The sequence below is a fragment of the Streptomyces sp. NPDC058650 genome (genome assembly GCF_042717315.1).
Classification (GTDB): domain Bacteria; phylum Actinomycetota; class Actinomycetes; order Streptomycetales; family Streptomycetaceae; genus Streptomyces.
Window position 1 is genome coordinate 721130 of record NZ_JBHXRL010000001.1, and the last position, 25393, is coordinate 746522.

Consider the following 25393-nt stretch of genomic DNA (forward strand, 5'->3'; position numbering starts at 1 on the left):
GGCGCATCACCTCGCCCAGAAGGTGACGAGGGCTTCCACAGCCTTGGCGACGTCGTCGGGGCCAGCGTCGGCGGCCAGCACGGCGAGTTCTCGCGTCACGGGCCTGCGGGGCGCGTGGACGAAGTAGTCGCGGGCGTGGTGGAGGAAGCCGGGTTCGTGGAGGAAGTACTCGGACTCGGCGGCGGTGTGGCCGGCGGTCTTGCGGCGTAGGTGGAGCGTCTCGGCCGGTACGTCGAGGTAGAGCGTGTGGTCGGGGCGCAGGTACGGGAGGCTGCGGAGCCGGTCGCGGAGCTGGTGGTGGACGCCGTAGTCGAAGAGGGCGTCCAGGGCGTACGCGTGGGCGAGGAGGGTGTCCACGGAGCGGTCGAGGATGAGGAGCTGACGGCCGCTTGCGGCGGCCTCGGCGACGCGGGTCTTCTCGATCTCCATGAATCGTTCGAAGGCGGCGAGTTGGGCAGCCGCGGAGTCGGTTCGGGCGGGAGGGATGTCGTCGCGGTGGGCGATGTGCCTGACATAGCAGTCGGAGATGAACGCGCGCGTGCCGAGGGCGGTCTGGCGAAGGTGGCGTATCGCCGTGGACTTTCCGGCGTAGGAGGGGCCTTCCAAGGCGATGATCAGCACGCCGATCCCTCCCTCCGGTAGAAGCGCTCGGCGTAGAGACCGGCCCCGTCGACCAGGTCGGCCGCGGTGGTGAAGGCGTGCCGGATCGGGCGGTACATCTTCCGGGCCGGCTGCATCTGCGAGCCGTGCATCCGCAGGACGGTGAGCTTGTCCAGGACGACGTCGGTGATGTCGACCAGCTCGGGCCGCATCGTCGCCCCCGTACGCATACGGAACAGGTGCTGGTCGCAGCCGGCGAGCGCGTACGTGGACCAGAACGCGAGGTCCTCCCAGAACCAGGTGCAGCCGAGGCGGACGGCGGCCTGGTGGACGAGGAGGTGGTCGGGGTGGCGGGTGACGGCGGCGGGCGCGAGGAGTTCGGCGTCGGGGTGGGCCGCGACGATCCGGCGTAGCTCCTCGGTGATCCGGTCGAGCTTCTTGGGGTCGTAGGGGCGGTACGGGGGCTCCGCGTCCTTGTGGCCGAGGAGGTGTCGTCGGGCGGCGAACGGCGCGAGTGCGGCGGCGCCCTCGCGGTCGCGCAGCTCGGACACGGTGTCGACGTCGGTGTAGGTGGGCTCCAGGGCGGGGTGGACGCTTCGGGAGCGGGTGAAGACGGTGACCACGGAGAGCGGGCGGGGGTGGGCGAGGAAGGTGCCGGAGGCGGAGAGGGCGAAGTCGTCGTGGTGGGGTTCGAGTACGAGGACCGGGCGGCCGACGGGGGTGCGGGACTCGACGTAGTACGGGGTGCGGGTGTGGGGTGCCGTCACCTCCAGGACCTGGTGGTCGTGGGCCTGGTGACGGGTGCCGAGCCGCTCGTTGTGTGCCTGGTGGGCGCGGTGGAGGTCGTCGGCGAACGCGTAGATGCCGTGTCCGTCCGGTACGGGCAGGATCGCGTGCACAGGGGGCTCCTTCGTCATCGCACGGTGGTCTCGTACCAGTGGCGCCACTTGCGGGGCGACTGCAGGCGGAGGCGGGCGGTCACAGGGTTCTGCCACCAGAGCATTCGGAGGCTCGACCACTGGTCGTAGCGGCGGGTGGAGGGGCGTACACGCAGCTCGTCGAGGATCGCGACGGGCCGGCCGGTGGCCTGCCCGTGGGCAGTGAGGCGGGCGAAGAACTCCACGTCCTCGCTCATGAACAGGTCGTCCCGGTACCCGCCGACGTGATGGAAGGCGTCGGCGGTGCAGAACTGGTTGACGCCCTGGGCTCCGCCGCGCCGGGTGCGGTAGTGGTCCCAGTACGCGCACAGGAGACGGGCGCCGAGCCGTTCGGGTGTGTAGAGCGGCGGGATGGCGCCGCCGATGGCTCCCGTGTCCATGGCGGCAGCGGCGGCGGTGACCGCCTCCAGGGGCAGGGCCACGTCCGCGTCGGTGAAGAAGAGGCGTCCGCTGCGGGCGGCGCTCGCTCCGGTGTTGCGCACCCGGCCGATGTTGCGGACTGCTTCGGTGACGACGCGGACGCCGAAGGAGGCGGCCATGTCGGCGGTGGCGTCGGTGCTGGCGTTGTCGACGACGATCACCTCCCCGGTATGGCCGGTGACCTCCTCCCAGCGGGCGAGGGAGGCGAGGACGGAGGGCAGGTAGCGGGGCAGGTAGGCGGCCTCGTTGAAGGCCGGGATCACCACCGAGAGGGCGGGGGTGGTCATCGGTGCGTCCTTTCCGGGCGGCGGGTACGGAAGAGGTGCGGGGTCCGTCGGCTGAGCTCGTCCAGGCGATCGGCCCACAGGGCGCGGTCGTCGCCCGGGGAGGAGTGAGCCCAGCAGCGGGTGGTGTGGAAGACCGTCCAGGCGGCGAGCAGGTGGTGGTCGAGGGCCAGGGGGTAGGCGTCGGTGACCGTGCGGGCCCGCAGGGGCGACCGGACCGCGTCGGTCATGACCAAGGTCTGGGCGACGTCGGACTCGCGGGGTCCAGCGGTGGCGTCGGTGAAGTCGACGAGGTGGCGGACGGATCGGTGGCCGGCGAGCACGACGTTGTCGCCGTGCAGGTCGCCGTGGCACCACACGGGTGTCGTCGTTTCGACTGCGTCGGTGATGGCGGCGAGGGCTGGCGCGATGCGGTCCAGCACGCTGGGCGGACAGCGACGTCCGAGTGACGTGGCCTGTTCGAAGAAGGGTCTCCGTGGCGCCCACGACTGGACGGGCGCGCGGTGCAGGCGGCCGAGCAGACCTGCGAGGTCACGCAGCGCTCGCTCGTCGGAGAGCTGGCCGGAGCGCCTGGCGCTGCCCAGGGTCAGCGTGCCTAGATCGGCGGTGACGAGGGCCGTCGCCTCGTGGCCGGGGACGTGGCCGTAGCCGATCAACGCCGGGACGGCGACGTGGTTGGCCACGGCCCGGATCGCCGCGCTCTCGGTGATCGCGTTGCGGCGGGCGGTCGCCGCGTACAGCTTGATCACGACGCTGCGTCCGTCGGCCAGACTCGCCCGGTACACGGCCGTACGCGAGCGGGAGGACAGACGCTGCGTGGTGTGTGGCGGTGCTCCAGCCAGGGCGATGGCGGTGCGCACGACTGCGGCGGGAACCCGTGCGGTCACCGCACACCTGCCGGTTCGACATCGACGGCGCCGAGACGGCGAACGTGCCGCAGGGTGCGCTCCAGGTGGAGGCGGTACTCGGAGACGTCCTCCGTTACGGGGCAGTCGGCCTGCCACGGCTTCTCGGGGCCCACGAAGTGTACGAGAGCAGCTGATGGGTCGGACTTCGGCGGCCGGGTGACGACCCGGCGGACCCAGTTCCCGCGTTCCAGGAAGCGACCGACCTCGAATCGGTTGAGGCCGGCGGCCACCGGGCGCACGTGGCCGGATCGCAGGAGCCACAGGTTCAGGGCGTCCTGGTCGTTGTGGAGGATGTGGCGCCGGGCGTGGATCAGGGCCTGCTCGACGCCTCGGCGTATCCGGGGCATGTGGGCGGTATGGGTCCAGAGCACGCCCGCGTTGAAATAGGGACGTCCGCGCAGATGAGGCCAGCGCTCGGCGGCTCCGGGCAGCGCCGGGCACTCGCCGACGGCCGGGTTGAACTCGTCGCGCACGGCTCCGGTCTCGTACGGCCCGAGAGAGCCCAACGGGTCGGTGAGGTCTCCCCGTACGAGGACGTCGGCGTCCACGTAGATCAGGTACGGCCTGCGCACGAACTCCGACGTGAACTCGAAGCGCAGGTAGGTGGTGACGGTGATGTACGACGCGTCGGCCATGCGGGAGGTCCGCAGCGGAACGCAGTGGCGGAGGTCGAACGAGCCGAAGCCGACTCGCTTGGCGAAGTCGGAGAGGAGCAGGGCCTGCCCCGGGGTGAGGTCGAGGGTGAGCACCCGGACAGCGGCGTTGCGGCGGGCGGTTAGGGTGAGGCCGTCGGCCAGGCCGCTGAGGGCGGCGAGGCCGGGGACGAGGTACTGCTGGTCGATGCACAGGCCGAACGCGTACATGAGCGCTTCGCCTTCCGGACGTGGTGCATGGGCGTGACGGGCGGTCTACTGCTGGTCGGGGATGACAGGCTCACGAGGGCTCACTGACCGGGCCCGGAGCTGCGGCGGTCGAGGATTTCGAGGGTGTCGGGGTCGGCGGTCTCCCAGTAGGGGCCGCCGCCGGTCGGCAGGCGCAGCACCCAGACGGTGCCGCCGGCGCGGACATCGGTGACGATCGCCCGCCGTCCTCTCGCGTCCCTGACGAGATCGCCGACCCACGCCCGTTCCGCGGTCACAGGGTGTCCGCCTCACGTGTCTCGCTCTGCGGGTCCCAGCCGGAGGCCGCGTCGGCGATGTCACGGCGCCGCTGGCGCTGACCCGGCGTACGGCGGATCGGGGCGGCACTCGCGGCATCCACGAGGAAGCCGCCCTCCTCGCGGATGCGGACGCCGAGGCCGGCGAACTGGGCCGCGTCGGTGGCGACGTGCGCGAAGGCGCAGACGACGACGCCCCGGATCATTCCGGCCGAGAGGGCGGACAGGACGGCCTGCCAGCCGGGGCGTTCCGCGAGCGGCAGGGCGGGGTCGAAGTCGAACCAGGCGCCGGCGACGTGCCAGTGCCGGGCGTCGGCGTAGTAGCGACCGCGCTCCTCGCCCTCACGGATGACGGCGGGGGTGGTGGCACAGGCGTAGACGGCGACGGGCACGTGCCCGAGGCCGTCGGGCGGGTTGATCGGCATGCCCACAAGGCTGCTGCGCCGCCGGGCGCGCGCCCAGGCACGGGCCGTGACGCCGACGGCGGTCCGCCGTCGCTCGCCGTGCCACGTTCCGTGGCAGCGGGAGAAGGCGCCCTCGGCGGTGTGCAACGTCCCGTAGCAGTCGGGCTGGTGGCGGTCCTGGGGCTACTACGGGTCGTTGCAGTGCTGGTGTGCGGGTCAGCGCACTCCGAGGGGAACGCCGGCGGAGTCGGCGAGCCCTCGCAGCCGGGTGACGGACACGCCTGCGAGCCGGCTGATGATGACGCCGGGGAGCATCTGGTGGCGCACCCACCCGGGAGCCATCGTGCAGACGGCCTGGAGGGTATCGGCGGCAGCGTCCCACCGTCGGCATTCGACCTGAGTGAGGGCGACGTCGAGGCCGTAGCGGGCCCGGGTGGCCAGGGGAACGGTGTCGTCCAGGCGGACGGTGTCCATGAGCCGTAGCGCCCCGGCGGTGTCCCCGAGAGCCACGGCGATGCTCATGGCCTGCGTGGCGGCGTACATCGGCCCGTACGGCTGGGCGTGGGAGCCGCGGGCGTGCTCGTCCCCTATGCGGGCGGCGACGGCATGGGCCTGTGAGAGGTACTCGCGCGCGCTGTCGGCGTTCGCTCCGCCTCGGGACGCGGCGACGGCGGCGTTGGTGACGAGCTGCCCGTACACGCTCAGCCTGTCGGGGTCGTGCTCGCTCATCTTGGGCTCGATCCGGTCGGCCTGGGCTGCGGCGAGGAGGAAGCCCTGCTTCGTACGGCCGTCACGGAGGTTGACCCACGCTGTCGTGGCGGCGAGATGCGCGTCACGGAGAACGTCACCGCCCTGGACAGCGATCTGGCGGCCGTACGTCAGTGCCGCGTACGCGAGATCGCGCGAACCGAGCACGTTGGCGGCCATGCCCGCCGTCTGGAAGGTGTCGATCAGGACACCGGCCGCGGCTTCGCGCTCGTCGGTGCCGGCCGCGTCGAACCGCGCTCGCGCCTCGGGGAGGAGTTGCCCCAGGAGGGTGCCGAGCTCGGTGTACCGGCCACCCCAGTAGGCGTCGTCCGCGCGGCGGACGACGGCCCTCAGCTCCTCGACGGTGCCTGGCTCGACTTCGGAGGGGATGCCGATGGCCGCGTCGTGGGTGGCTGCCGAGACCATGCGCAGCGCGGCCCGCTCGTCACGGTCCATGGACCGGCGGGGCGCTTGCTGCCCTAAGAGCACGGCGATGTCCGTACCGAGCGCGTCGGCGATCGACAGCAGGGACGGAAGGGACGCCGTCCCGCCGCGTTCGAGCTTGCGGACCACGCCGACGGATACGCCGGACGCCTCCGCCAGCTGCTCCTGCGTCATGCCGCCGCGCAGCGCCTTCAGGCGCTCAGAGGTGGTGTACTCCGACCACTGCATGATCCAGAACCTCCGCATGATGGGCCCCACACGGACAGTACTGGCAGAAGCGGCAGCTTCGATGCCCTTTGCGCAGAGTGCAGTTGGCCTCAGCCGGCGAGTACGGCTGTCACGCCAAGCAGGGCCTCCAGTTCGGCCACGGCCTCGTCTTCCTCCGTGACGTGGACGGTAGCGATACCGAGATCAGCTGCCGGCGGAAGGTTCACCGCGTGATCGTCGACGAAGACGCACTGCTCGGCAGGCAACCCGATGCGCTCCAAAGCGAGTTCGTAGATCGCTGGATCGGGTTTGGCCATCCCGACGAGCTCGGAGACGACGTGCACGTCGAACAGGTCCCAGATACCGACGTGCTCGTACGGGTTGAACGGGTCGAGGCCGAAGCTGTTGGACAGCAGGGCGAGCCGGTGCCCGGCGTCCCGCGCGGCCCGCGCGAGCCCGACCATCCGGCGGGCCGCAGGCACCCCGGCCCAGGCCCGGCCCATCAGGTTCACCGGATCCACCTGCGGGCCCAGCAGGGCCGCCGTACCTTCGTTCCACTCGGCCTGCCCGATCTCCCCGATCTCCAGAGCCGCGTACAGGCGTCGACCTTTGGGGTGATCGTTGAGGGTGGCCCGCCACGCACCCGGCTCCAGCCCCTCCGACACGCACCAGGCGCGGTGAACCTCGATCGGGCTGGCGGTGAGCACCCCGGCGAAGTCGAGGATCAGGCCACGCTGCTCATGTCTGTCGGCGGTGACCGTATTGTGCGACATTCGGCGTTTGACCCCTTCCGCAGTTTGTCTCCCGAGCGAAGGTACCGCCCGGCGGTGCGGCTGCGCGCAGAGCCTGCCGCTGCCACTGGTCGAACGCGTTCGCAGGGCGTGGGCCCATGCTCTCGCCCGCGGATAGGTGGATGGAAGTGGTGCTGTCTGGCGATCTCCCAGACAGCAGGCGTTGCTCTCCGTAGCCTGGAATGTGCGAAGAGGTAGGAGGACGCATGACAGATATCGGCTTCTTGGCTGAGAGCGTCGCCACGGCGCTTACCGCGCTGCTCGTCACTGATGCCTATGCAGCCGCTCGTCCGCGGCTGAGCGCGATCTTGAGCCGTTCACGAAGCGACGAGGGTGCGCGAATCGAAGATCTTGATCGTCTTCGTGGGGAGGACCCAACGACATTGCGCAGCGCCGTGCACGAGCATGTCCGGCGACTTGCTGCATCCGACGAGGACCTTCTCCGGCAGCTGCAAGACGCCTTGGGAGTCTCGCAGCCATGCATCGGGATGAACATCCACGGCAACCAGTTTCATGGACCGACCCAGCTGGGCGGCACCCAGATCGTCAACATGTAAGCGGTGGAGCATGGGCCAGGACTCTGACGCCTCGGAGGTCCACCACAACGTCTTCGTCGGGCCCACCGTGATCGGCGGGACCCAGAACGTGCTCGGTGGCACCTCTGTTCCGACGCCCCCTGGGCCGTCGATAACCTCACAAGCTTGGGCGGCGATCATGGCCGCTTGGGCATTCTGCCCAGCGGTGGCACGGTGGACGCAGACGGTTCTCAGCGAGGAGTTCTTCTCACGGTTCGCGGATCTCGGTCATGCCCTCGTGCTGTACATCTGGCTGGCGGGTGGGGCTGCTGTCCTCCTCGACGTAGCGGGCTACTTGCTCTACCGGCATTGGGCCGTGGCGCAGAGGGTGGTCACTCACCCCGTCACGTGGAAGCTACGACTGTGTGCGATGGCCCTCGGGGGCGCCTCCCTTGCCGCGGTCACATTCATGATGGGCCGGTAGACCGATTGAGCCGGTCATCGCCCGGTCCGGTGATCCCACCGCCGAGGTCTGTACCTTCGCTGCCGCCTTCTGGTATGCCAGCACCGGTATTTGGGCCTGTGACTACACAGCGGTTGGCGCTGCCCCTGAACGCAGCCTGACAGGCCCATAGGTTCGCGGTCTTGTCGCGTCGGGGCGCCTACCATCCACTGCTGCTTCCCAATGGCTGGACCTGATTGTGATCGTCCAGAAGGTGCTCATTAACGATCATGAAATAGGTGCCGGCCTACGGCATTGGAGATGATGGCCGTGCTCGCAATGACGCCGGTATTCTGATGCCTTTAAGAGCCTTTTGGGAGTCCTGCGCTCCGCTCGCAGGGGATCTGTCCTGATGGGGTCACTTCTTTGTGGTGTGGGAATTTTCGAACTCGGCCAGAATCGTCTCTGATTGACGCAATGATGATTCTAGAAAATGCGCCAACTCCGGGCGGATGTAGCGAAGCTGAAGATCTCTCAGTCCTTCGGGGTCGCGCCAAGAGTTGGGGTTTACTCGAATAAGGACAGGGACGGTCTGCGGCCCTGACGGGCTTCGGTCGCAGGAGATCAGGAAATCTGCCGATTCCTGCAAGTGGCGAGATATGGACAACAGCAGCTTCGCTTGCGCAATCGTGCAAGATGCCATCAATTGGGCGGCCATTTCGACAACGGAAAACTCCCCGGCGATATCTTGGAGCTCGCTTTTCACGGGCTGGCCCCATTTGTCGAAACGCCTCAAGAGCTCGGTTGAGTCAAAAGTTACGGTCACTTCCCTCCGTTGTACCCCGTCACGGTCGAGCCACCTGCTGGAGTGCCCTGAAATGGGTGGCAATCCGCAATGCTGACTATAATTGCGCAGCTTGTACATGAAGCGGTAGGCGAAAACGGTGTCGTACTCATGGGATAGACTGGTTCTGAAGGCGTTTAGAATGTTCGGCTCGTATCGCCCTGAGAGCCACTTGCATGTTCGGTCATCGAAGGCACGGAAGGCCGAAAGGAATGAGTCGAGCAGAAGGGGCAGAGGGTCCAGCTTTTCCTTGTATGAGAGGGATGGGAAGTTTCCGCTATGCAGCTCATTGAGTGCTTCGAATAGCTTGCCGTATTGAGCTGAGAGCTGGGCGTATGGGGGGTTTTCTAGAGCCTCTGTAAGAATGTTCAGGTGTTCTTGGTGAGAGTCGGCCAAGTCGGGAGATACGGCTTCTCCGCCTAGGCTCAATTCCTTGATCTTGCCTTGGGGATCTCTTGTTGCGTAGCCGAGGTGCCAATTGAACATCCATACCTCACCGACATCGCTTGTGTAGAGCCCTGCAGGATCGCATGTTCGGCGCCCCTGAACAACCAGTTTTGGGTCTCGCTGGAAGGAGAGGGGGCTACTAATAGGTCCAAGCGGCCTTCGAGACGGCCGCTGTACTCCGCATCCGGGGCACCTCCCCAGGTGTTGGTGCAAGAGCTGTCTCTCGGCAGTGTGCCTACCTCTTCCCGAGAGGTGAGCACTGGTAGCGCAATCCTCGGCTCACGATCTTGAACCTGTCCCGGCCCTGCGCAGAGAAGGGGTTCGGAAGCTCGAAGACCCTGCGGTCCTCGGGGGCGAGCGCGGAAGTGATCAGCAGTATGCGGTAGCGGCTGCCGCGTGCGTGGAGGCGGGCAGCGTCCACCTCGGACGGTCCGAGCTCGAACTCGACTCGGTCGGCGCTCGGTTCGCTCAGCGCCTTCACCTCGAAGAACCGGGTGGTGTCGCGCCACTTCACCTCGAAGTCGTACCCCAGCGAGTCGGATGCGTCGCGGTCTCCGTTGACGACAGCGGCGTATCCCGACCTCCAGCGCACGTCCGCGTACCGACGCTGGAGCCATGCGCGAGCCGCCACTTCTCCGACCAGGCCGATGGCCGATCGCTGATCCTCGTTGGTCTGATTCATCTTCGCCACGACGATGCGTTGCTTGGGGGAGCTCGTTCCCGGACGTGGCCGGGGTACGCCTTGGACGGCGTCAAGGCGCACCCTGCCGCTCTGAGCGAGGAAGGATTCGCCAACCGTACGCGCCGCGATGTCCGCAATGGCGGAGAGCTGGTCGCGTCCCACGCTGACTTCGGCGTCCCCGATGGTGATGGTGCGCGGCACGATGCCGCTGGTGCCGCCGGAACCATGGGAGAGGCGCTTCGCCGTCCGCGCCAGGTCGTTCGAAGTTAGGCCCAGTTGGACGAGATCCGCAGTCCGCGGCATGCCGTCGGGCCACCTCACCGCGCGCTCCACTGCGTCGATCAGTTGGCTCTCGCTCAACGCCACCAGATCGCTCAGCCCGGACCTGTCGACGCAGCTCTTGGACTCCAGAAGGACAGCGCCGTGCCAGCCGCTCGGAGGTTCGACGCCCTGCTTGCGGCACCAAGCCTCCACCAGGGGAAGCAGAACCTTCACCAGCGTGTCGATCGCAGAAGCGTTGCGTTCACGCAGCAGGTCGACGGGCGGAAGGGTTCCCGGCCGGTCGAGGTCGTCGTCGGCGCCGTGCTCGCGCAGCCACTTCCCCACCCTGACGCGCATCGCCTCCGGGGGCGGAGTCATGAAGCGAGGCAGCCAGTCCGGGTCGGGCCGTAGGTCGTGCAGACCGCGGGCCGCCGCATATGGGGTGAAGTCGCCGCCCTCGTCGGCAACGGCCGCGTAGCGCTCGCGGAGTCGGTCGAGGATCGTGTCGGCGTGAGTACGCACGAAGTCGCCGAAGACCTGCTCGTGAACGTCGGGGTAGGAGTACGGCGAGTACCCGGGGCCGAGCGTGGTGAGTGCCGCGTTGAACTCCATGAAGTCGAGTCGCAGCTCGTCACGCAGCTCGGCGGGCGTCGTGGAGGAGCGGGCGAGGGCCACCAGGTCCTCCGACGAGACGGGCAGGTCGGGTGCGTACCGGTCTATGACCGCCTGGAGTTCGGACTCGTTTCCCGCACGGGCCAGGAGGTTCTCCGACTCCTCGTCCCAGTCGGTGGTGGTGACGCAGGCCAGGACGGGACGGATCAGCCGTACGGCGTCCTGTACGTCGCCGGTGAGGTGGCGTCTGATCTCGGTGACCTTCGCCTCGGTCGTGTCCAGGGCCTGGGCGAGGAATCCGTCGTCGATGTGGCCGGGTAGGTGGCCGCCGAAGAGCCGCTCCAGTTTCACCAGGACTAGTTCGAGCGCGTCCTGCAGCCACGGACGGCTCAGGAGCTGTGCGATGGCCGGCGTTGCCGCCTGGAGTTCGTCCCAGCCTTCTTCGCTCCTCCAGACCACCACGGTGGGGTGGTTGTCGTCGGGCAGTGGCAGCGCCCGGGTCGTCGATGGAGGTTCGGTCGGTGCGCCCGCGATGGCGATCTCCACGTCGGCGGCGTGCACAAGACGGATGGTGCGGAGCCGTTCGAGCGCGGCACGGACGCCGCGCTCGCTACGCCGGACGAACGCCCCGGACTTCAGCTCCATGGCGAGGGCGACGACGGTGACCAGCCATTCCCTTCGCTCGACGAGTGCGGTGGCCGCTCCGTCCGGGGTGATCGGGGAGCCGTCCCTGTGCCGGACCTGGACATGGGTGGCGGACGTGCGTTCCACCTGGAGCCCGTTCGCCTCGGCGAGTCGGACGATGGCCTCCCCGGACTCGGCCGGGGCGACCAGTACGGGGTGACCCGCCAGCTCGATGAGCGCTTCCTTGAGAGGGTCCTCCTGGTCGCGCACGTAGACGGTGACTCCCCCGGCGGAGGCGGGCACCGCCAGGGCGCTGAGCATGTTGGCGCGGCTGACGGCCAGCCGGATCTCCTCGCTGGGGGCCCAGGGCCAGACTCCCGTCTGCGCGATCTGCGACCAAGCCCGTTCGTAGTGCCGTTTGAAGGAGACGCTGAGGTACTCGGGGACCTCCCCATTGTCCAGCGTGTCCCCGAGCTGCAGCACGACCGCCCCTGCGTGCTGCGGGTCGTCCCATCTGCGCAGACCCAGTTGGAGGAGGCGGTCGGCGACGGCCTTGTCGGCGAGCAGCCGCCGGGTCGTCAAGGGCAGGGCCGGGACGAAGGCGGGGAGTTCGCCGTCGGTGCTGAACCAAGCCTGGCCGGGCGTGACGAAGGAGGGGCCGTCCGCTTCCTCCACGGGGAGCCATGCCAGGCCCCGGAGGAAGGAGGCGAGCGGTGTCGGCCAGACGTGTTCGTCCTTGAAGGGATACGTGGGCCTGTGCACGGTGAAGGTGAACACCTCGCTGCCCCAGGTGCGGAGCCCGTGGAGGAGCAGTTCGGCGAACTCACGCCGAGCCGTTCTGGGCAGTGCCGCGACGTCGGCCCCTCCCGCGAGGTGGGCCGGTGCCCGCGTGAACTCGTACGGTGTCCACGGGTGGGCGAACCTGGTCCACCGTTTCTGGACGTCCGCGGTCCAGACAGCGGCGAGCGGGTCCCCGAGTCCGAAGCGTACGGCGAGGCCGGCCGGCCGCAGATCGTTGCCGTGGCTGGGTTTCAGCCGGCCGCCGACGAGGGTCGGGCGCATGCCGTCGCATACTCCCAGGGCCGAGAGGAACTCGACGTAGGCGGACCTGTCGCGGACGGGTGTGGGCCAGGCGTCTGGTCCGCTGATCCAGCTGTCACGCTGAGCGGCGATCGCGGCGGGCACCCCGGCCCCACCTTCGCCGAGGAACCGGTCCAGCCTCCGTGCCCCCTCGGTGCCCCAGGCGGGTGAGAAGGAACATCGTGCCGCCCTGCCCCAGCCGTCGGTTGCCAGCGGGACGCGGAAGGGAATGCGGGGCAGGCGGCCTCGCTGGGTCTGGGTGAGCGTTGGGTACTGCCGGAAGGCGAAGACGAGGGCGTCGCGGCCGAGTGCCTCGGTGGGGCGGCCGGCGAGCAGGTCCTCCAGCGCGTCGAAGACCCGGTCGAGCTCGTACGGGCGCACGAGCCGGTGGTGCTGAAGAAAGTCGCGCCCCTGGGGGTCCCAGACGATCGTCGGGTGGGTGAAGGCGATGCGGCGGCGCAGCGCCTTCAGGTCACCGGGGACCTGGGTGATGGAGTCGGCGTCGGGGTGGAAGAAGACGGTTTCGTCGTTCTGCTGCGACTCGGCCGCGCCGCCGAGGGTGTTCCTCAGCCGCAGACTCTGGTCGAGGATGATGCGGCGGCCGCGCAGCGCGTCCTGATCCCTCGCGAACGCATGCGCGACATCACCGTAGAAGGCACCCCACAGGGGTCCTGCCGCTGTCTCGTCCTCGCGGGGCAGCGTCGCGGCCACGCGTTCGACCCATTCGGCCGACAGTTGTGCCGGTGCGCGGAGCGAGGTGGGAAGGACGGCTCTGCACAGCTTGTCGAGTCGCGCGTGGCGGACGGAACCGACGGATGAAGCGAGCAGCGGAGCTCCTGCATCGGCGAGGGCGTCGGTGGTCAGTACCCGCCAGGAGCGCTTTCCTTCAGGCCACGCGTAGGAGTCCCGCAGCGAGCCCCAGGTCTCCGTGCCGTGTAGCGGGACGATCGGTTCGGTGCCGAGTTTTCCGTCGAGAGCGGCGTTCAGCCGGTTCGGTACATCCCAGCTGACGAGGTCGACAACGAGATCGGCGGCCACGAGGTGCGGTGATTCCGAGCGGATGCGCCGACTCAGATCCACCGCCAGGTGGGCGACGTGGTCGAGGAGGTGGTCATTGAGGGCCACCGACTCGCTGATGTCGAGCCGCGCCAGTTTCGTGAAGAAGGGGGCGTGGACATGCCCGGGGAAGGGAGACCGGGCAGCGGCGGCCATGGGGAGGAACGTGTACATACGGCCGTGCGCGAGCGGGGTGTCCAGCCTCAGGGCCACCGCCACCCATGCCTCGGAGTTCCAGTTCTCCCAGGCTGCATCGATCTCCCGGGCTCGTACGCTGCGTCGGATCGCCTCACTCAGGGAGCCAGCCTCCACGGTGCGGCGCGCCAGCAGATAGCGGCCGGCGTCAGCGAGATCGACTTCCGTCACCCAGTCGTTCTCGCGGTCGCGGACGAGGCCCGATGCATGCTCGGTACGGGACAGGACCCGCGTGAACGCGTCAGGGGATTCGCCGCGTACCTCCATGAGGAGTGCGGCCACCCGATCGAGGAATAGCAGAAGCGGCGCGTCGCCGTTCGCCATCTCGCTCATCTGCGCCACGGCGAGTCCCCAGGCGTGCTGGTCCCGCAGCGGGAGCCGTACGACGGTGGAGAATCCGTCCTCGGCCAGTTCCTTGAGTACCGGGTCCGTGGCTGCGGCCGGCACGGGCAGCGCGAGGGGGGAGACATCCTCGACCACGCGGGCCGCCAGATCGGGATCCTCCACGAGAGCGTGTACGTCGTCGGGGCGCGCGAACCGGAAGCAGTAGCCGTCGAACACCGGGGAGTCGGCCGAGGTCTTGGAGTAGATCTCCGGCCAGTCGGTCAGCTGCAGCACGCTGCGGAAACCGAGCCCCTTGTTGCCGATGCCCTCACCCGCCGCCTTGCTCGACAGAGCCACCTCGGTGATGGCGCGGAAGTTCTTCTCGTTGAAGGCCGCGCCCTCGTTGGCGACGTAGAGGACGCCGCCGCCCTCCTCGGGGACCGCGAGGACGGAGATGCGTCCCGGGCGGTCGCCGCCGAGTGCGTCGTGCCCGTTCTGGACGAGTTCGAGTACGGTGCGGCCCTCGTACTCCTGGGCGGTGTCCTCGCTGACGGACTTCAGGCTCTCCGCGAATCGCCACTCCTCACCGGCGTGCTGGTAGATCTCGATCCGCCGTCGGGTCAGGGCGATCACGGTGTCCCGGAATGCGCTGCCGACGGTGTCGTACGTCGATGTGATGGCCGTTCCCCTCGTCCCTCGCACACTCGTCGCGCGGCGCCTGCCGGGCGGTGAGCCCTATGGCGCATCAAACCGGATCGGCGACCACATCATCCGAGGATTCCGCATTCTGGCCCGCGGGTCGGGAGCGCTCGGTGCGTAGCGCCAACAGCTGACTACCGAGTGGGACCCGCAAGGGAACCCGCCCATCCGGGGTTCCTGCCTTAGATGCGTGAGCGATGCGTGAGCGGACGTTCCGGCACAGGCCGGATCGGGCTGGATGACGTGACACCGTTCGACCACTCTGGCCAGGCGATGCCGGATGGTGCGACACCGTCCGGCACCACCCACCCCGCCCCAGCCAGGACTTTTAATCCATTGGTTGTGGGTTCGAGTCCCACACGGCCTACTGACTTGCTGGCGAGCGCCCCGATCGGTTTCGACCGGTCGGGGCGCTTCGTCGTTCCCGGGGTGTCAGGGCACCGGGTGGCCGGCGCGCAGGAGTTCGCGGGCCGGGAGTTCGTTCGCCTCGCGCCAGGCCTGGATGCGGTGCGGCGTGATGCGGAACCAGCGGTACGGGGTCGTCTCGGCGCGCGGGTCGAAGCCGGTCCGTTCGGTGAAGCGGTCGCCGCGGTCCCGCGGCAGCGCGTCGATCTCCAGGACCTCGACCGTGCCGTCGATCATCGACACGTCGCGGGTGAGGCCGAGGCCCAGGCGGACGCGGCGCGTCGCGGCCAGGTTGCGGCCGGTCGGGCTGTTCGCCGGGGTGGACACGAGCAGGGCCTCGCCGTCCCAGTCGAAGGACAGCGGAACGAGGTACGGCGTGCCGTCCGGTGAGGCGGTGGCCACCCAGACGTCGACGTCGTGCGCGAGCCGGTGCTCGGTGTCGTGACGGCGCTGGGCGCGGGAGCGGGGCGCGGCGGTCATCGGTCGCGCTCAGTTGTCCTGGAGGAGGCCGATGAGGTTGCCGTCGGGGTCGACGACGGTCGCGACCAGGCGGCCGCCGCCGACGTCCTGCGCCGCGTCCTTCACGGTGGCGCCCGCGGCCGTCACCTCGGCGAGCTTCGCCTCGATGTCCGGCACGTGCCAGTAGGCGAGCGACGAGGTCAGGCCCTGCGGGCCGCCGCCCGGCAGCAGTCCGATGTGCTGGCCCTCGGCCTCGAAGGCGACGTAGTACGACTCGTCGATCTGCGGCGCGACGCCCAGCAGAGCGGCGTACACGGCCTTGGCCTTCGCCAGGTCGGACACGGGGTGCAGCATCGTCTTGATTCCCTGGGTGGTGGACGTACCGGACATGGTCACTCCTGTGGTGTGTGTGGGGCGGTGGTTTCCGGCGGGCTCTCGTTCGCCGTGGTTCCACTGTCCGTCAGCCGGTCCGCGCGCGCCTCCGTGGTGACCACGGAAAGGACTACGGAACGGACTACGGAACGGACTCAGTACGAGCCGATAATGACGTCGTGTCCACTTCAGTGATCTCGTCTCGGGAAGCCGACGTGCTCGCTCTCCTCGGGGAGCACCTCAGCAATGCCGAGATCGCCGCGCGGCTGTTCATCTCCGTACGGACCGTCGAGTCGCACGTCTCCTCGCTGCTCCGCAAGCTGGCGGTGCCGGACCGGCGGGCGCTCTCCCGGCGGGCGGCCGAGTCCGCTCCCGCCGCGATGTCGGCGCCCGTCCTTCCCGCGCCGCTCACGGCGTTCGTCGGCCGGGTGCGGGAGCGCGGGGAGCTCGCGGAGGCGCTGAAGGCGTATCGGCAGGTCACCGCGGTCGGTCCCGGAGGCGTGGGCAAGACGCGGCTCGCGCTCGCCGTCGCCGCGGAGCTGGCCGACGACTTCGCCGACGGGGTCTGGTTCGTCGACCTCGCCCCGGTCACCGATCCGGGCCGCCTGGGCGCTGCCGTCGCGGCCGCCGTCGGCGTGGGCGAACAGCCCGGGCGGGGTGTCGACGAGTCGCTGTTCGCCGTGCTGGCGGACCGTCATGCGCTGCTGGTGTGGGACAACTGCGAGCAGATACGCGGCGGCGTGGCGCCCTTCCTGGAGCGGCTCCTCGCGGCCTGCCCGCGCGTGCGGGTGCTCGTGACGAGCCGGGCCCGGCTGATGGTGCCGTTCGAGCGGGTCTTCCCCGTCCCGCCGCTGTCGCGGGACGGGGGCGGGGAATCGGAGGCCGTGGAGCTCTTCCTGGAGCGGGCGGCGGCGGTCGGCATGCGGCCGGATCCGGCCGTACGCGACACGGTCGTGGCCCTCTGCGAGCGGCTCGACGGCATGGCGCTGGCCATCGAACTCGCGGCCGCGCGCTGGCCCACGCTCGGGCTCGACGGGCTCGTCGCCGGGCTCTCCGACCAGTTGCGGATTCTCGCCGGCGGGCCCCGCGCCGCCGACCGGCACCGGTCGGTGCGGGCGGTCCTCGACTGGAGCCACGACCTGCTGGAGCCGGCGGACCGGGCGTTGCTGCGCCGGGTGTCGGTCTTCGTGGTGCCGTTCACCGCCGAGGCGGCCGCGGAGGTCGCCGGTATCGCCCCGCTGGATCCCGGCGCGGTCGCCGACGGGCTCGGCCGACTGGCCGAGCAGAGCCTGCTCACCGTCACGCCGTCCGCCGCCGGCACCCGCTACCAGGCCCTGGAGACCATCCGGCAGTACGGCGCCGAGCGTCTCGCCGAGGTCGGTGAGTCGGCGGTCGTCCGTTCGCGGCACGTGGAGTGGTGTCTGGAGCGAGCCACCGGCCTCCTGGACGTCGGCGGCGCGGACTGGCGCGCCCGGTTCGACGCCGTGGCCGAGGACCTCAGGGCCGCCCTCGCCTGGGCCGCCGAGCGGCCGGAGCTTCGCGCGGACGCCCATCGGCTCGCCCTGTCCCTGGCGGAGGCGGCCTTCACCCGCAACCTGCTCGGCGAGGCCCAGGAGCGGTACGAGCAGGCCGCCGCGCTCGCCGGTGCGGATGCCGGTACCGGTGGCCATGCCGAGGCGGCGGAGTCTCTGCGGCTCGCCGCCGCGGTGGCCGGGTGCCGGCGGCTCGGTGACGACATGTTCCGCCTGCACCGGGCCGCCGGGGAGGCCGCCCGCCGGGCCGGGGACCTCGCCGGGGCGGGGCGCGACCTGGCGGCCGCCGCCACCGTCGCGTACCGCTTCTCCAGCGAGTTCACGCGGCTCCCGTCGGTGGAGGAGGCGACGGCCCTCCTCGCGCGGGCGCGGGAGCTGTCCGGGGGCGAGGAGGGCGCGGCGGGCGAGGGCGGCGAGGGCCCCGCCGTCGCCGCCGTCGCGCTCGCCGAGGCCGCCGTGCTCGCGGATGCCTTCGGTGCCGTTCAGGGAGCCACGGACAACACCGTGGAGGAGACGATCGCGCTCGCCGAGCGGGCCGTCGTGCTCGCCCGGCGCGTCGGCGACCCGGTGGCGGAGTCCGCCGCCCTCGACGCGCTGTCCGGCGCCCGGAGCTGGGCCGGTGACGCCTTCGCCGCCGCGGCCGCCGCGCGCCGCCGGATCGACCTCCTGAGCCCCCTGCCGGCGGACCCCGCGCGCACCCACGAACTCCTCGACGCCCTCGCCATGGCCTCCGGCACCGCCCTCGGCGCGGGCCGGCTGGCCGAGGCCCGCCGCTGGGGCCGGCAGCTCGCCGGCCATCCGATCCTCGCCGAGGTGGGTCACCACGCCACGGCCTGGCTCCTGGTCGCGGACGCCTTCGCCGGCCGCGGCGACGAGGTGCAGACCGGCAGCGGGCGGTTCCTCGACGCGTGGGAGCGGAGCGGCCGTCAGCAGTCGTTCTCCCTCGGCCCCGCGGCCGCCTCCGTCGCCATGGTCCACGGCCTGCGCGGCGACGGCGCCGCCCGGGCGGAGTGGCTCGGGATCGTCGACCGGGCGGGCACCGCGGACGAGTACCGCCACGGCTACGGCGCGATCCTCGACGCCATGGTCCTGCTCCACGAAGGGGACGCCGCCGCGGCCCTCGACCGGGTCGCGCCGGAGCCGGAGCAGGTGTGGAAGTGGGTCACCTGGATCTGGCTGCACTGGTACGTGGCCCTCCGGGCGGAGGCGTCCGTGCTCGCAGGGCACCCGGACGCCCGGGCCCGGACGGCCGCCGCCCGGGCCGTGGTCGCCGGCAACCCGGTCGCCACCGCGCAGCTGGACCGGGCGGAGGCGCTGCTCGACGGCGACCCGCCGCGGCTCCTCGCCGCCGCGCGGGCGTTCGAGGCGGCCGGCAGCCGCTACCAGGCCGCGCGCACGCTGCTCCTCGCCGGGGGCGAGCACGCCGCCGCCGGTACGGCGGCCCTCGCCGCACTGGGCCTGGCACTATGAGCCCCCATGAGGGCCCCATGAGGGCCCCATGAGGGCCCCATGCGGGCTCCGTGAGGGCTCCGTGAGGGGGTTACGTAGGCGTTCCGGGAGGGCTCCGCGAGGAGAACCAGGGCGCCTCGAAGATCTTTTTCCTCCGAACGGGCCTTCCCGGAGCGCGGGGTGAGGGACCGTGGGGGAATGTGGATCCGGAACGTGGAGGTGGGGTCGGTGACGGAGAGCGGTTCCGGCGATCCGGCGAGGTCGGCCCGACGGCTGGCCCGTTGTGCGCTGCTGGCCGCGGCCGGCGCGGTCGTGGCGATCGTGACCGCCCTGACGGGCGGCGTGCTGATCCTGCTCACCGGACTCGTGGGGCTCGTCGCCTCGGCCATGGGCCTCTGGTGGTTCTTCGCCCATCGCGGGCCGCTGCGGGTGCTCGGCGGGCTGCTCGCCGTGGCCGCGCCGATCGCCGTCCTGGTCCTGTACGTCGTCGGCGGCGTCTGGGGCAACGCGCTGGTGGCCCTCGCGCTCTGGGGCACGGCGCTCGGCTGCGCGCGGACCGCGCTGCGCCGCCCGGACCGGGAGTGGAACGCGCTGAGGAGCGGCGCACCCGCGGCCCGTCCCCGGCGGCCCGTCCTGATCATGAACCCGAAGTCCGGGGGCGGGAAGGTCGGCCGTTTCGGGCTCGTCGCACGCGCGGAGGCCATGGGCGCCCAGGTCGTCCTGCTCGACCTGTCCGCGCAGACCGACGTCACCGCGCTCGCCCGGAAGGCCGTCGCCGACGGCGCGGACCTCCTCGGCGTGGCCGGCGGCGACGGCACCCAGGCGCTGGTCGCCGCGGTGGCCGCCGAGCACGACCTGCCGTTCCTCGTCATCTCGGCGGGCACCCGCAACCACTTCGCCATGGACCTGGGCCTCGACCGCACCGACCCGGCGACCTGCCTGAACGCCCTGACCGACGGCGAGGAGCTCCGGGTCGACCTGGGCGAGGTCGCCGGGCGTCCCTTCGTCAACACCGTCTCGTTCGGGGTGTACGCGGACGTCGTCCAGCGCCCCGAGTACCGCGACGCGAAGGCCGGTACCGCCGTCGACGTCCTGCCCGACCTGCTCCAGGGCGGCGAGGGCGCGCGTGTCGACGCGACCGTCGACACCGTCCGCCTCCCGGCGCAGCAGGCGCTCCTCGTCAGCAACAACCCCTATGCAGCGCCCGATCCCTTCGGTGTCGCCTCCGCCCACCGGCCGCGCCTCGACGGGGGCGAGCTCGGGGTGATCGGCATCCGGGTGGACGGGGCCGCGCAGGCCGCCGAGCTGGCGGTACGGGGGACCCAGGCGGCCGGCCTGAACGTGCTGACGGCCCGTAGGGTCGAGGTCGTGGCAAGTCCGGGAAGTACCGGCAACGGGGCCGGTGGGATCTCCGTCGCCGTGGACGGGGAGGCGCTGACCCTGCCCACCCCGGTCGTCTGCACCCTCCGCCCCGGCGCGCTGCGGGTCCGTGTCCCGCGCGACCGGCCGGGGACGGTGCCTCCCCTGCCGCCGCTCGACTGGCGGCGGATCACCACGCTCGCGTTCCACACCCCTCGTACCCCCTGAACCTTCCAAGGAGCGGCGCATGACGGACATGACAGCGGAGACCGCGGAGCCCGAGACCTTCCGGGCGGTCATGCACGACCTCCGTGCCGTCGACGGCGCGGTGTACGCCGCCGTTGCCGCCACGCCCACGCCCACGCTGGACACGGCGCTGCGCCGGCTGTCCACGGCGGCGAACCACTCCAAGATCTCGCTCACTGTCGCCGCCGTGCTCGCCGTGGTCCCCGGCCGGCCCCGCCGGGCGGCGCTCGCGGGCGCCGGGGCGATCGCCGTGGCCTCGGCCTCGGCCAATCTGCTGGGCAAGCGGCTCGTGCGCAGGCCGCGGCCGGACCGGGAGGCGGCCCGGGTGGTGGTGGGCCGGCACGTCCCGATGCCCGACTCGGCCTCGTTCCCCTCCGGGCACACCGCGTCGGCGGTCGCCTTCGCCACCGCCGTGGGGGTCGTGCTGCCCGTCGCCGCCGTGCCCCTCGCGCTCCTGGCGGGGGCCGTCGGCTACTCCCGGGTCCACACCGGGGTGCACTACCCGGGCGACGTCGCCGCGGGTGCGGTCCTCGGCGTCGCGAGCGCCGCCGTCTCCCTGGCGGCCGTGACCTGGGTGGCCACCGGGGAGAGGTGACGTGCCGTCAGTCGACGACGGTGAGGGGCGGGAGCCGCCGGCCGCCGTCGAGGACGGAGCGGTCAGGGCCGTAGACCCTGACGACGACGGTGAAGGGGTTCCGCATGCGGTGCGCCGGGTGGGGCGGAGCCTCAGAACGTCGCGTGGGCCAGGTCCTCCTCCGAGAGGCCGAGCGCGGCGAGCCGCTCCGGGTCCGCCAGGATCTGGACCCCGACGATCCGGTCCCCGGCGATCGTGAACGACATGAGGACGGTCGGACGGCCGTCGACGACGGCCACGAACGCGGGCGCGCCGTTGACCACGACCGGCAGCGCCGCCTGACGGAACTTCGCGTACATGAGGGCCTGCGAGATGACGGCCTCGGCGCCCCGCACCACCTTGGACGCGGCCGCGAGGACCCTGCCGCCGTCCGCGCGCAGCACCACGTCGGGGTCGAGGACCGCGAGCAGGCCCTCGAAGTCGCCGCCGTTCGCCGCGGCGAGGAAGGCGTCGGCGATCTCCCGCTGGCGGCGCGCGTCCGGCCCCGCGGCGGGCGAGGCGTCCTGCACCCGGCGGCGGGCCCGGCTGGCGAGCTGGCGGGTCGCGGCCGGGGTGCGGTCCGCGATCCGCGCGATCTCGTCGAAGGAGACGGCGAACATGTCGTGCAGCACGAACGCCAGCCGCTCGGCCGGCGACAGCGTCTCCAGGACGACGAGGAGCGCCAGGCCGACGGACTCGGTGAGCTCCGCGGTGTGCTCGGGGTTCGTGGCGTCGGGGAGACTGACGACCGGGTCGGGGACGTAGTACTCCAGCGGGTCCTCGCGGCGCGAGCCGCGGGAGCGCAGCATGTCGAGGCAGACGCGGCCGACGACCGTGGTCAGCCAGCCGCTGAGGTTCTGCACCGCGCTGACGTCGGCGCGGCTGAGCTTGAACCAGGCCTCCTGGACGGCGTCCTCCGCCTCGCTCAGCGAGCCGAGCATCCGGTAGGCGACGGCCCGCAGATGGCCCCGATCGTCCTCGAACCGCCGGGCCAGCGCTTCCTTGCCTTCCTTGCCTTCCTCGGATTCCAAGGCTTCCTTGGCTTCGTCCCGCTCGCCGTTCACTCGTCGATCTCCCCCTTCGCGTTCCGTCATGTCGTCATGACGGATGGAACCCTGCCGATGTGACACGAGCCGCGGCGTTCGAGCGGGCCGAACGGTCTCGTTGCGTGAGATCCCCGCCGCCCCGTGGCCAACGCCCGGGATTCCCCGGCCGAAGCCCCCGACCGCCGTGGATCCGTACTTCAGCACGATGATCTTCGTCCGTAGATTGATCACCATGACGACGACAACGACGCAGGTCAACCCCGTACTCCGCACCCCGCCGGCCTCCCCCGCCGCCGCGGCCGCCTACTTCTCCGCCAGCCTCGCCTTCCACGCCGACGTCTCCGACGTGGCCTCCGCGCTGGCCACCGCGACCGCCGAGGGCACGGACCCGGGCTTCGTCGTGATCGACTCGCGGTCCACCGCCTCCTGGGACCAGGGACACGTCCCCGGCGCGCTCCACCTGCCGACCGCGCTCATCCCCGAGCAGGCGGAGCAGCTCCTCGACAAGTCCGTGCCGGTCGTCACGTACTGCTGGGGCCCCGGCTGCAACGGCGCCACGCGCGCCGCGCTGGCCCTCGCCGAGCTGGGCTTCCAGGTGAAGGAGATGCTCGGCGGCTTCGAGTACTGGGTGCGCGAGGGCTTCGCCTACGAGACCTGGGAAGGGCCCGCGGAGAAGGCCGCGGACCCGCTCACGGCGCCCGTGGACTCCGACGACTGCGGCTGCTGAGAAACCGATTTCACGTTTGCGCCGGTCATGACGTAGAGTCGTGTTTACCGACGCGGGGTGGAGCAGCTCGGTAGCTCGCTGGGCTCATAACCCAGAGGTCGCAGGTTCAAATCCTGTCCCCGCTACTCAGTAGCAACGAAGGCCCGGATCCGATTTCGATCGGATCCGGGCCTTCGTCGTATGCCCCTCCCCCCCTCGTGTCGCGAGGACGTCCGCTTGACCTTGACGCGACGTCAAGATTTAGCGTGGTCGGCATGGAGTGGTCGATCCAAGAGATCGCCAAGAAGGCCGGCACCACCAGCCGTACCCTCCGCCACTACGGCGAGCGGGGACTGCTGGAGCCGAGCCGGATCGGCGCGAACGGTTACCGGTACTACGACCAGGCGGCGCTCGTGCGTCTGCAGCGCATCCTGCTGCTGCGCGAGCTGGGGCTCTCGCTGCCCGCGATCGCCGAGGTCCTCAAGGGGCAGAGCGACCCGTCCGCCGCGCTGCGCACCCATCTGCTCCTCCTGGAGCAGGAGCGGGAGCGCATCGGCCGGCAGATCGAGGCCGTCCGCACCACTCTCCACAAGACCGAGAGGGGAGAAGAACTCATGGCAGAAGAAGTGTTCGACGGCTTCGACCACACGCGGTACGAGGCGGAGGTCACCGAGCGCTGGGGCCGCGCGGCGTACGAGAAGGGCGACCGCTGGTGGCGCTCGCTCGACGCCGAAGGCAGGAAGGCGTTCCTGGACGAGCAGGCCGGCATCGCCCGCGACTTCGGGCAGGCGGTACGGGACGGCCTGGCCGCCGACAGCGACGAGGTGCAGGCGATCACGCGGCGCCAGATCGCGTGGCTGTCGGCCACCACGACCCCGACCAAGGAGTACGTGATCGGACTCGGCCGCATGTACGTCGACGACCCGCGCTTCACGGTGAACTACGACAAGCACGGCGAGGGCACCGCGCTCCTCGTCCGGGACGCGATGGCGGTCTACGCGGAGCGGAACCTGTAGCCGCCGCGCCGGACGTGCTCGGAAGCGAGGGGGGCGTACGCCAGTCGGCCCCATGGGGGTCGCGACCGGGTGCGGTGGCGGCCACCCTGGGAGGGCGCGGTACGGGAACACCGTGGCCGGTGCGGACCGGGCAGGAGAGCACAGGTGGGGCACCCCCTAGGAGCAGCGGGCGGCGGGCGGCGAGGCGGCGAGGGCCGCCGCCCCGGCCCGTACAGAGGGGCCCGGCGCTTCCTCCGTGCGCTGCCCCCGCTGATCATCGTGGGCGGTGTCGTCTTCGACCTGTCGACGCCCGCCACGTACACGGCCGCGCCGCTCTTCTCCGCCGCCCCGCTGATCGCCGCGCCGTTCTTCTCGACGCTCACGACCCTGCTCACCGGGATCGCCGCCGTCCTCGCCTGCGTCGGGCTGCACGTCTACAACGGCACGGCGACCGAGGTCCCGGCCCTCACCGAGGTCTTCACCGTCGTCACCGTCTCCGCGCTCGCGATGCTCGTCAACCGGGTCGTGCGGCGCAGCGGCGAGCGGCTGGCCTCCGCGCGGGTCATCGCGGAGACCGCGCAGAAGGCGGTGCTGCCGACGCCCGACGAGCGGATCGGCGGGCTGCAGTGCGCGGCCCGTTACGAGGCGGCGCAGGCGGACGCGTTCATCGGCGGCGACCTGTTCGCCGTGCAGGACACCCCGCACGGGGTGCGGCTCGTCGTGGGGGACGTGCGGGGCAAGGGGATGGAAGCGGTCGAGGCCGTCGCCGTCGTGATCGGGGCGTTCCGGGAGGCGGCCGAGCAGGAGGCGAGTCTGGAGGGGGTGGCGCAGCGGCTGGAACGGGCGCTGGCCCGGGAGGGGACCCGCAGGCACGGGCTCGACGCCTTCGAGGGGTTCACGACGGCCGTCCTGGCGGAGATCCCGCGCGCCGACGGGACGGGCGGGGGCGAGGGCGACGCCGGGAGCGTACGGGTCGTCAACCGCGGCCATCCGCCACCGCTGTTGCTGTACGCGGACGGGAACCTGGACGTGCTGGATCCGGCGGAGCCGGCGCTGCCGCTCGGCATGGGCGAGCTGGCGGCGTGGCCGGACCGGGCCGAGGAGCGGCCGTACCCGCGGGGCGCGACGCTGCTGTTCTACACGGACGGCCTCTCGGAGGCGCGGAACGCGGAGGGCGTCTTCTACGACCCGGCGTCCCGCCTCGCCGGACGGATCTTCCCGGGGCCCGAGGAGCTGCTCGACGCGCTCGTCGACGACGTACGGCTCCACACGGGCGGCGGGTCGACGGACGACATGGCGCTGCTCGCGCTGAGCAGGCCCGCGGCGGGGCAGCCGGAGAGGCGACGGACGATGCCGGTGGTACCGCCGGCGCAGCCGGGAGGACCCTCGATCCGCCCCGGTCACCAGGCGTAGTCACAGGGTGTCGCTGCGATAACAATTGACACAACGTCAGATCGCGAGAGTTTGGCCGCCTCTTGCTGAAGGGGGGTCAACTCGGGCGATTCCCCACCAATTCAATGAATGATCACCG

At 70.9% G+C, this 25393-nt stretch carries 22 protein-coding genes and 1 tRNA gene; 9 read left to right on the top strand and 14 right to left on the bottom strand.

The window, feature by feature from the left end:
* Nucleotides 1-6 precede the first annotated feature (6 nt).
* The 9 genes from ACFWWU_RS03555 to ACFWWU_RS03595 all read right to left on the bottom strand — a co-directional run bounded on the left by ACFWWU_RS03555 (nt 7) and on the right by ACFWWU_RS03595 (nt 6881).
* Complete coding sequence (locus tag ACFWWU_RS03555; protein ID WP_384138291.1) at nt 7-621, bottom strand: AAA family ATPase; 615 nt, start codon at nt 619-621, stop codon at nt 7-9.
* Nucleotides 615-1517 (bottom strand): PIG-L deacetylase family protein, encoded by a 903-nt coding sequence (locus ACFWWU_RS03560; protein ID WP_384138292.1) that lies wholly within the window; start codon nt 1515-1517, stop codon nt 615-617. The genes ACFWWU_RS03555 and ACFWWU_RS03560 overlap by 7 nt, the downstream gene beginning before the upstream one ends.
* Entirely contained in the window at nt 1514-2245 is a 732-nt protein-coding gene (locus ACFWWU_RS03565; protein WP_384138294.1) for a glycosyltransferase, read from the bottom strand. The genes ACFWWU_RS03560 and ACFWWU_RS03565 overlap by 4 nt, the downstream gene beginning before the upstream one ends.
* On the bottom strand, nt 2242-3129 hold the full coding sequence (locus ACFWWU_RS03570) for an aminoglycoside phosphotransferase family protein (protein WP_384138296.1): 888 nt from the start codon (nt 3127-3129) through the stop codon (nt 2242-2244). The genes ACFWWU_RS03565 and ACFWWU_RS03570 overlap by 4 nt, the downstream gene beginning before the upstream one ends.
* The gene (locus tag ACFWWU_RS03575; protein ID WP_384138298.1) at nt 3126-4013 is read right to left on the bottom strand and encodes a glycosyltransferase; all 888 of its coding nucleotides are present in this window, start codon (nt 4011-4013) and stop codon (nt 3126-3128) included. Before ACFWWU_RS03575 ends, ACFWWU_RS03570 begins: the two co-directional genes overlap by 4 nt.
* An 80-nt stretch (nt 4014-4093) precedes the next feature.
* Entirely contained in the window at nt 4094-4288 is a 195-nt protein-coding gene (locus ACFWWU_RS03580; protein WP_384138300.1) for a hypothetical protein, read from the bottom strand.
* Nucleotides 4285-4731, bottom strand: coding sequence for a hypothetical protein (locus ACFWWU_RS03585; protein ID WP_384138302.1), 447 nt, complete (start codon nt 4729-4731; stop codon nt 4285-4287). Before ACFWWU_RS03585 ends, ACFWWU_RS03580 begins: the two co-directional genes overlap by 4 nt.
* A gap of 195 nt (nt 4732-4926) precedes the next feature.
* Entirely contained in the window at nt 4927-6129 is a 1203-nt protein-coding gene (locus tag ACFWWU_RS03590; RefSeq protein WP_384138304.1) for a helix-turn-helix domain-containing protein, read from the bottom strand.
* An 89-nt stretch (nt 6130-6218) separates the two neighbouring features.
* Complete coding sequence (locus ACFWWU_RS03595) at nt 6219-6881, bottom strand: HAD-IA family hydrolase (protein WP_384138306.1); 663 nt, start codon at nt 6879-6881, stop codon at nt 6219-6221.
* A 224-nt stretch (nt 6882-7105) separates the two neighbouring features.
* Between ACFWWU_RS03595 and ACFWWU_RS03600 the strand changes: the two genes are divergently transcribed.
* Together ACFWWU_RS03600 and ACFWWU_RS03605 are read left to right on the top strand one after the other, a co-directional pair.
* Complete coding sequence (locus ACFWWU_RS03600) at nt 7106-7456, top strand: hypothetical protein (RefSeq protein ID WP_384138308.1); 351 nt, start codon at nt 7106-7108, stop codon at nt 7454-7456.
* A gap of 10 nt (nt 7457-7466) precedes the next feature.
* Nucleotides 7467-7898 (top strand): hypothetical protein, encoded by a 432-nt coding sequence (locus ACFWWU_RS03605; protein WP_384138310.1) that lies wholly within the window; start codon nt 7467-7469, stop codon nt 7896-7898.
* A gap of 376 nt (nt 7899-8274) precedes the next feature.
* On the opposite strand, the gene ACFWWU_RS03610 is transcribed toward ACFWWU_RS03605, so the two are convergent.
* The 4 genes from ACFWWU_RS03610 to ACFWWU_RS03625 all read right to left on the bottom strand — a co-directional run bounded on the left by ACFWWU_RS03610 (nt 8275) and on the right by ACFWWU_RS03625 (nt 15934).
* The gene (locus ACFWWU_RS03610) at nt 8275-9186 is read right to left on the bottom strand and encodes a hypothetical protein (RefSeq protein WP_384138312.1); all 912 of its coding nucleotides are present in this window, start codon (nt 9184-9186) and stop codon (nt 8275-8277) included.
* A gap of 196 nt (nt 9187-9382) precedes the next feature.
* Nucleotides 9383-14614 carry a sacsin N-terminal ATP-binding-like domain-containing protein gene (locus tag ACFWWU_RS03615; RefSeq protein WP_384138314.1) on the bottom strand — a complete coding sequence of 1744 codons (5232 nt, stop codon included), beginning with the start codon at nt 14612-14614 and terminating at the stop codon, nt 9383-9385.
* 498 nt (nt 14615-15112) lie between these two features.
* Nucleotides 15113-15565, bottom strand: coding sequence for a pyridoxamine 5'-phosphate oxidase family protein (locus tag ACFWWU_RS03620; RefSeq protein WP_384138316.1), 453 nt, complete (start codon nt 15563-15565; stop codon nt 15113-15115).
* Nucleotides 15566-15574: 9 nt separating this feature from the next.
* Nucleotides 15575-15934, bottom strand: coding sequence for a VOC family protein (locus tag ACFWWU_RS03625; protein WP_384138318.1), 360 nt, complete (start codon nt 15932-15934; stop codon nt 15575-15577).
* Between the two features lie 161 nt (nt 15935-16095).
* Between ACFWWU_RS03625 and ACFWWU_RS03630 the strand changes: the two genes are divergently transcribed.
* The 3 genes from ACFWWU_RS03630 to ACFWWU_RS03640 all read left to right on the top strand — a co-directional run bounded on the left by ACFWWU_RS03630 (nt 16096) and on the right by ACFWWU_RS03640 (nt 21097).
* A complete protein-coding gene (locus ACFWWU_RS03630; protein ID WP_384138320.1) occupies nt 16096-18918 on the top strand; it encodes an ATP-binding protein in 2823 nt (940 codons plus the stop codon).
* A gap of 207 nt (nt 18919-19125) precedes the next feature.
* Nucleotides 19126-20484 (top strand): diacylglycerol/lipid kinase family protein, encoded by a 1359-nt coding sequence (locus tag ACFWWU_RS03635; RefSeq protein WP_384138322.1) that lies wholly within the window; start codon nt 19126-19128, stop codon nt 20482-20484.
* 19 nt (nt 20485-20503) lie between these two features.
* Entirely contained in the window at nt 20504-21097 is a 594-nt protein-coding gene (locus tag ACFWWU_RS03640) for a phosphatase PAP2 family protein (RefSeq protein ID WP_384138324.1), read from the top strand.
* Between the two features lie 131 nt (nt 21098-21228).
* On the opposite strand, the gene sigJ is transcribed toward ACFWWU_RS03640, so the two are convergent.
* Nucleotides 21229-22209: an RNA polymerase sigma factor SigJ gene (gene sigJ, locus ACFWWU_RS03645; protein WP_384138326.1), complete on the bottom strand. Its 981-nt coding sequence runs from the start codon at nt 22207-22209 to the stop codon at nt 21229-21231.
* A 184-nt stretch (nt 22210-22393) separates the two neighbouring features.
* Between sigJ and ACFWWU_RS03650 the strand changes: the two genes are divergently transcribed.
* The 4 genes from ACFWWU_RS03650 to ACFWWU_RS03665 all read left to right on the top strand — a co-directional run bounded on the left by ACFWWU_RS03650 (nt 22394) and on the right by ACFWWU_RS03665 (nt 25275).
* Complete coding sequence (locus tag ACFWWU_RS03650; RefSeq protein WP_189508567.1) at nt 22394-22888, top strand: rhodanese-like domain-containing protein; 495 nt, start codon at nt 22394-22396, stop codon at nt 22886-22888.
* Between the two features lie 51 nt (nt 22889-22939).
* Nucleotides 22940-23013, top strand: a tRNA-Met gene (locus tag ACFWWU_RS03655).
* A 129-nt stretch (nt 23014-23142) separates the two neighbouring features.
* Nucleotides 23143-23883, top strand: coding sequence for a MerR family transcriptional regulator (locus ACFWWU_RS03660; protein WP_384138328.1), 741 nt, complete (start codon nt 23143-23145; stop codon nt 23881-23883).
* A 144-nt stretch (nt 23884-24027) separates the two neighbouring features.
* Nucleotides 24028-25275: a PP2C family protein-serine/threonine phosphatase gene (locus tag ACFWWU_RS03665; RefSeq protein ID WP_384138330.1), complete on the top strand. Its 1248-nt coding sequence runs from the start codon at nt 24028-24030 to the stop codon at nt 25273-25275.
* Nucleotides 25276-25393 lie beyond the last annotated feature (118 nt).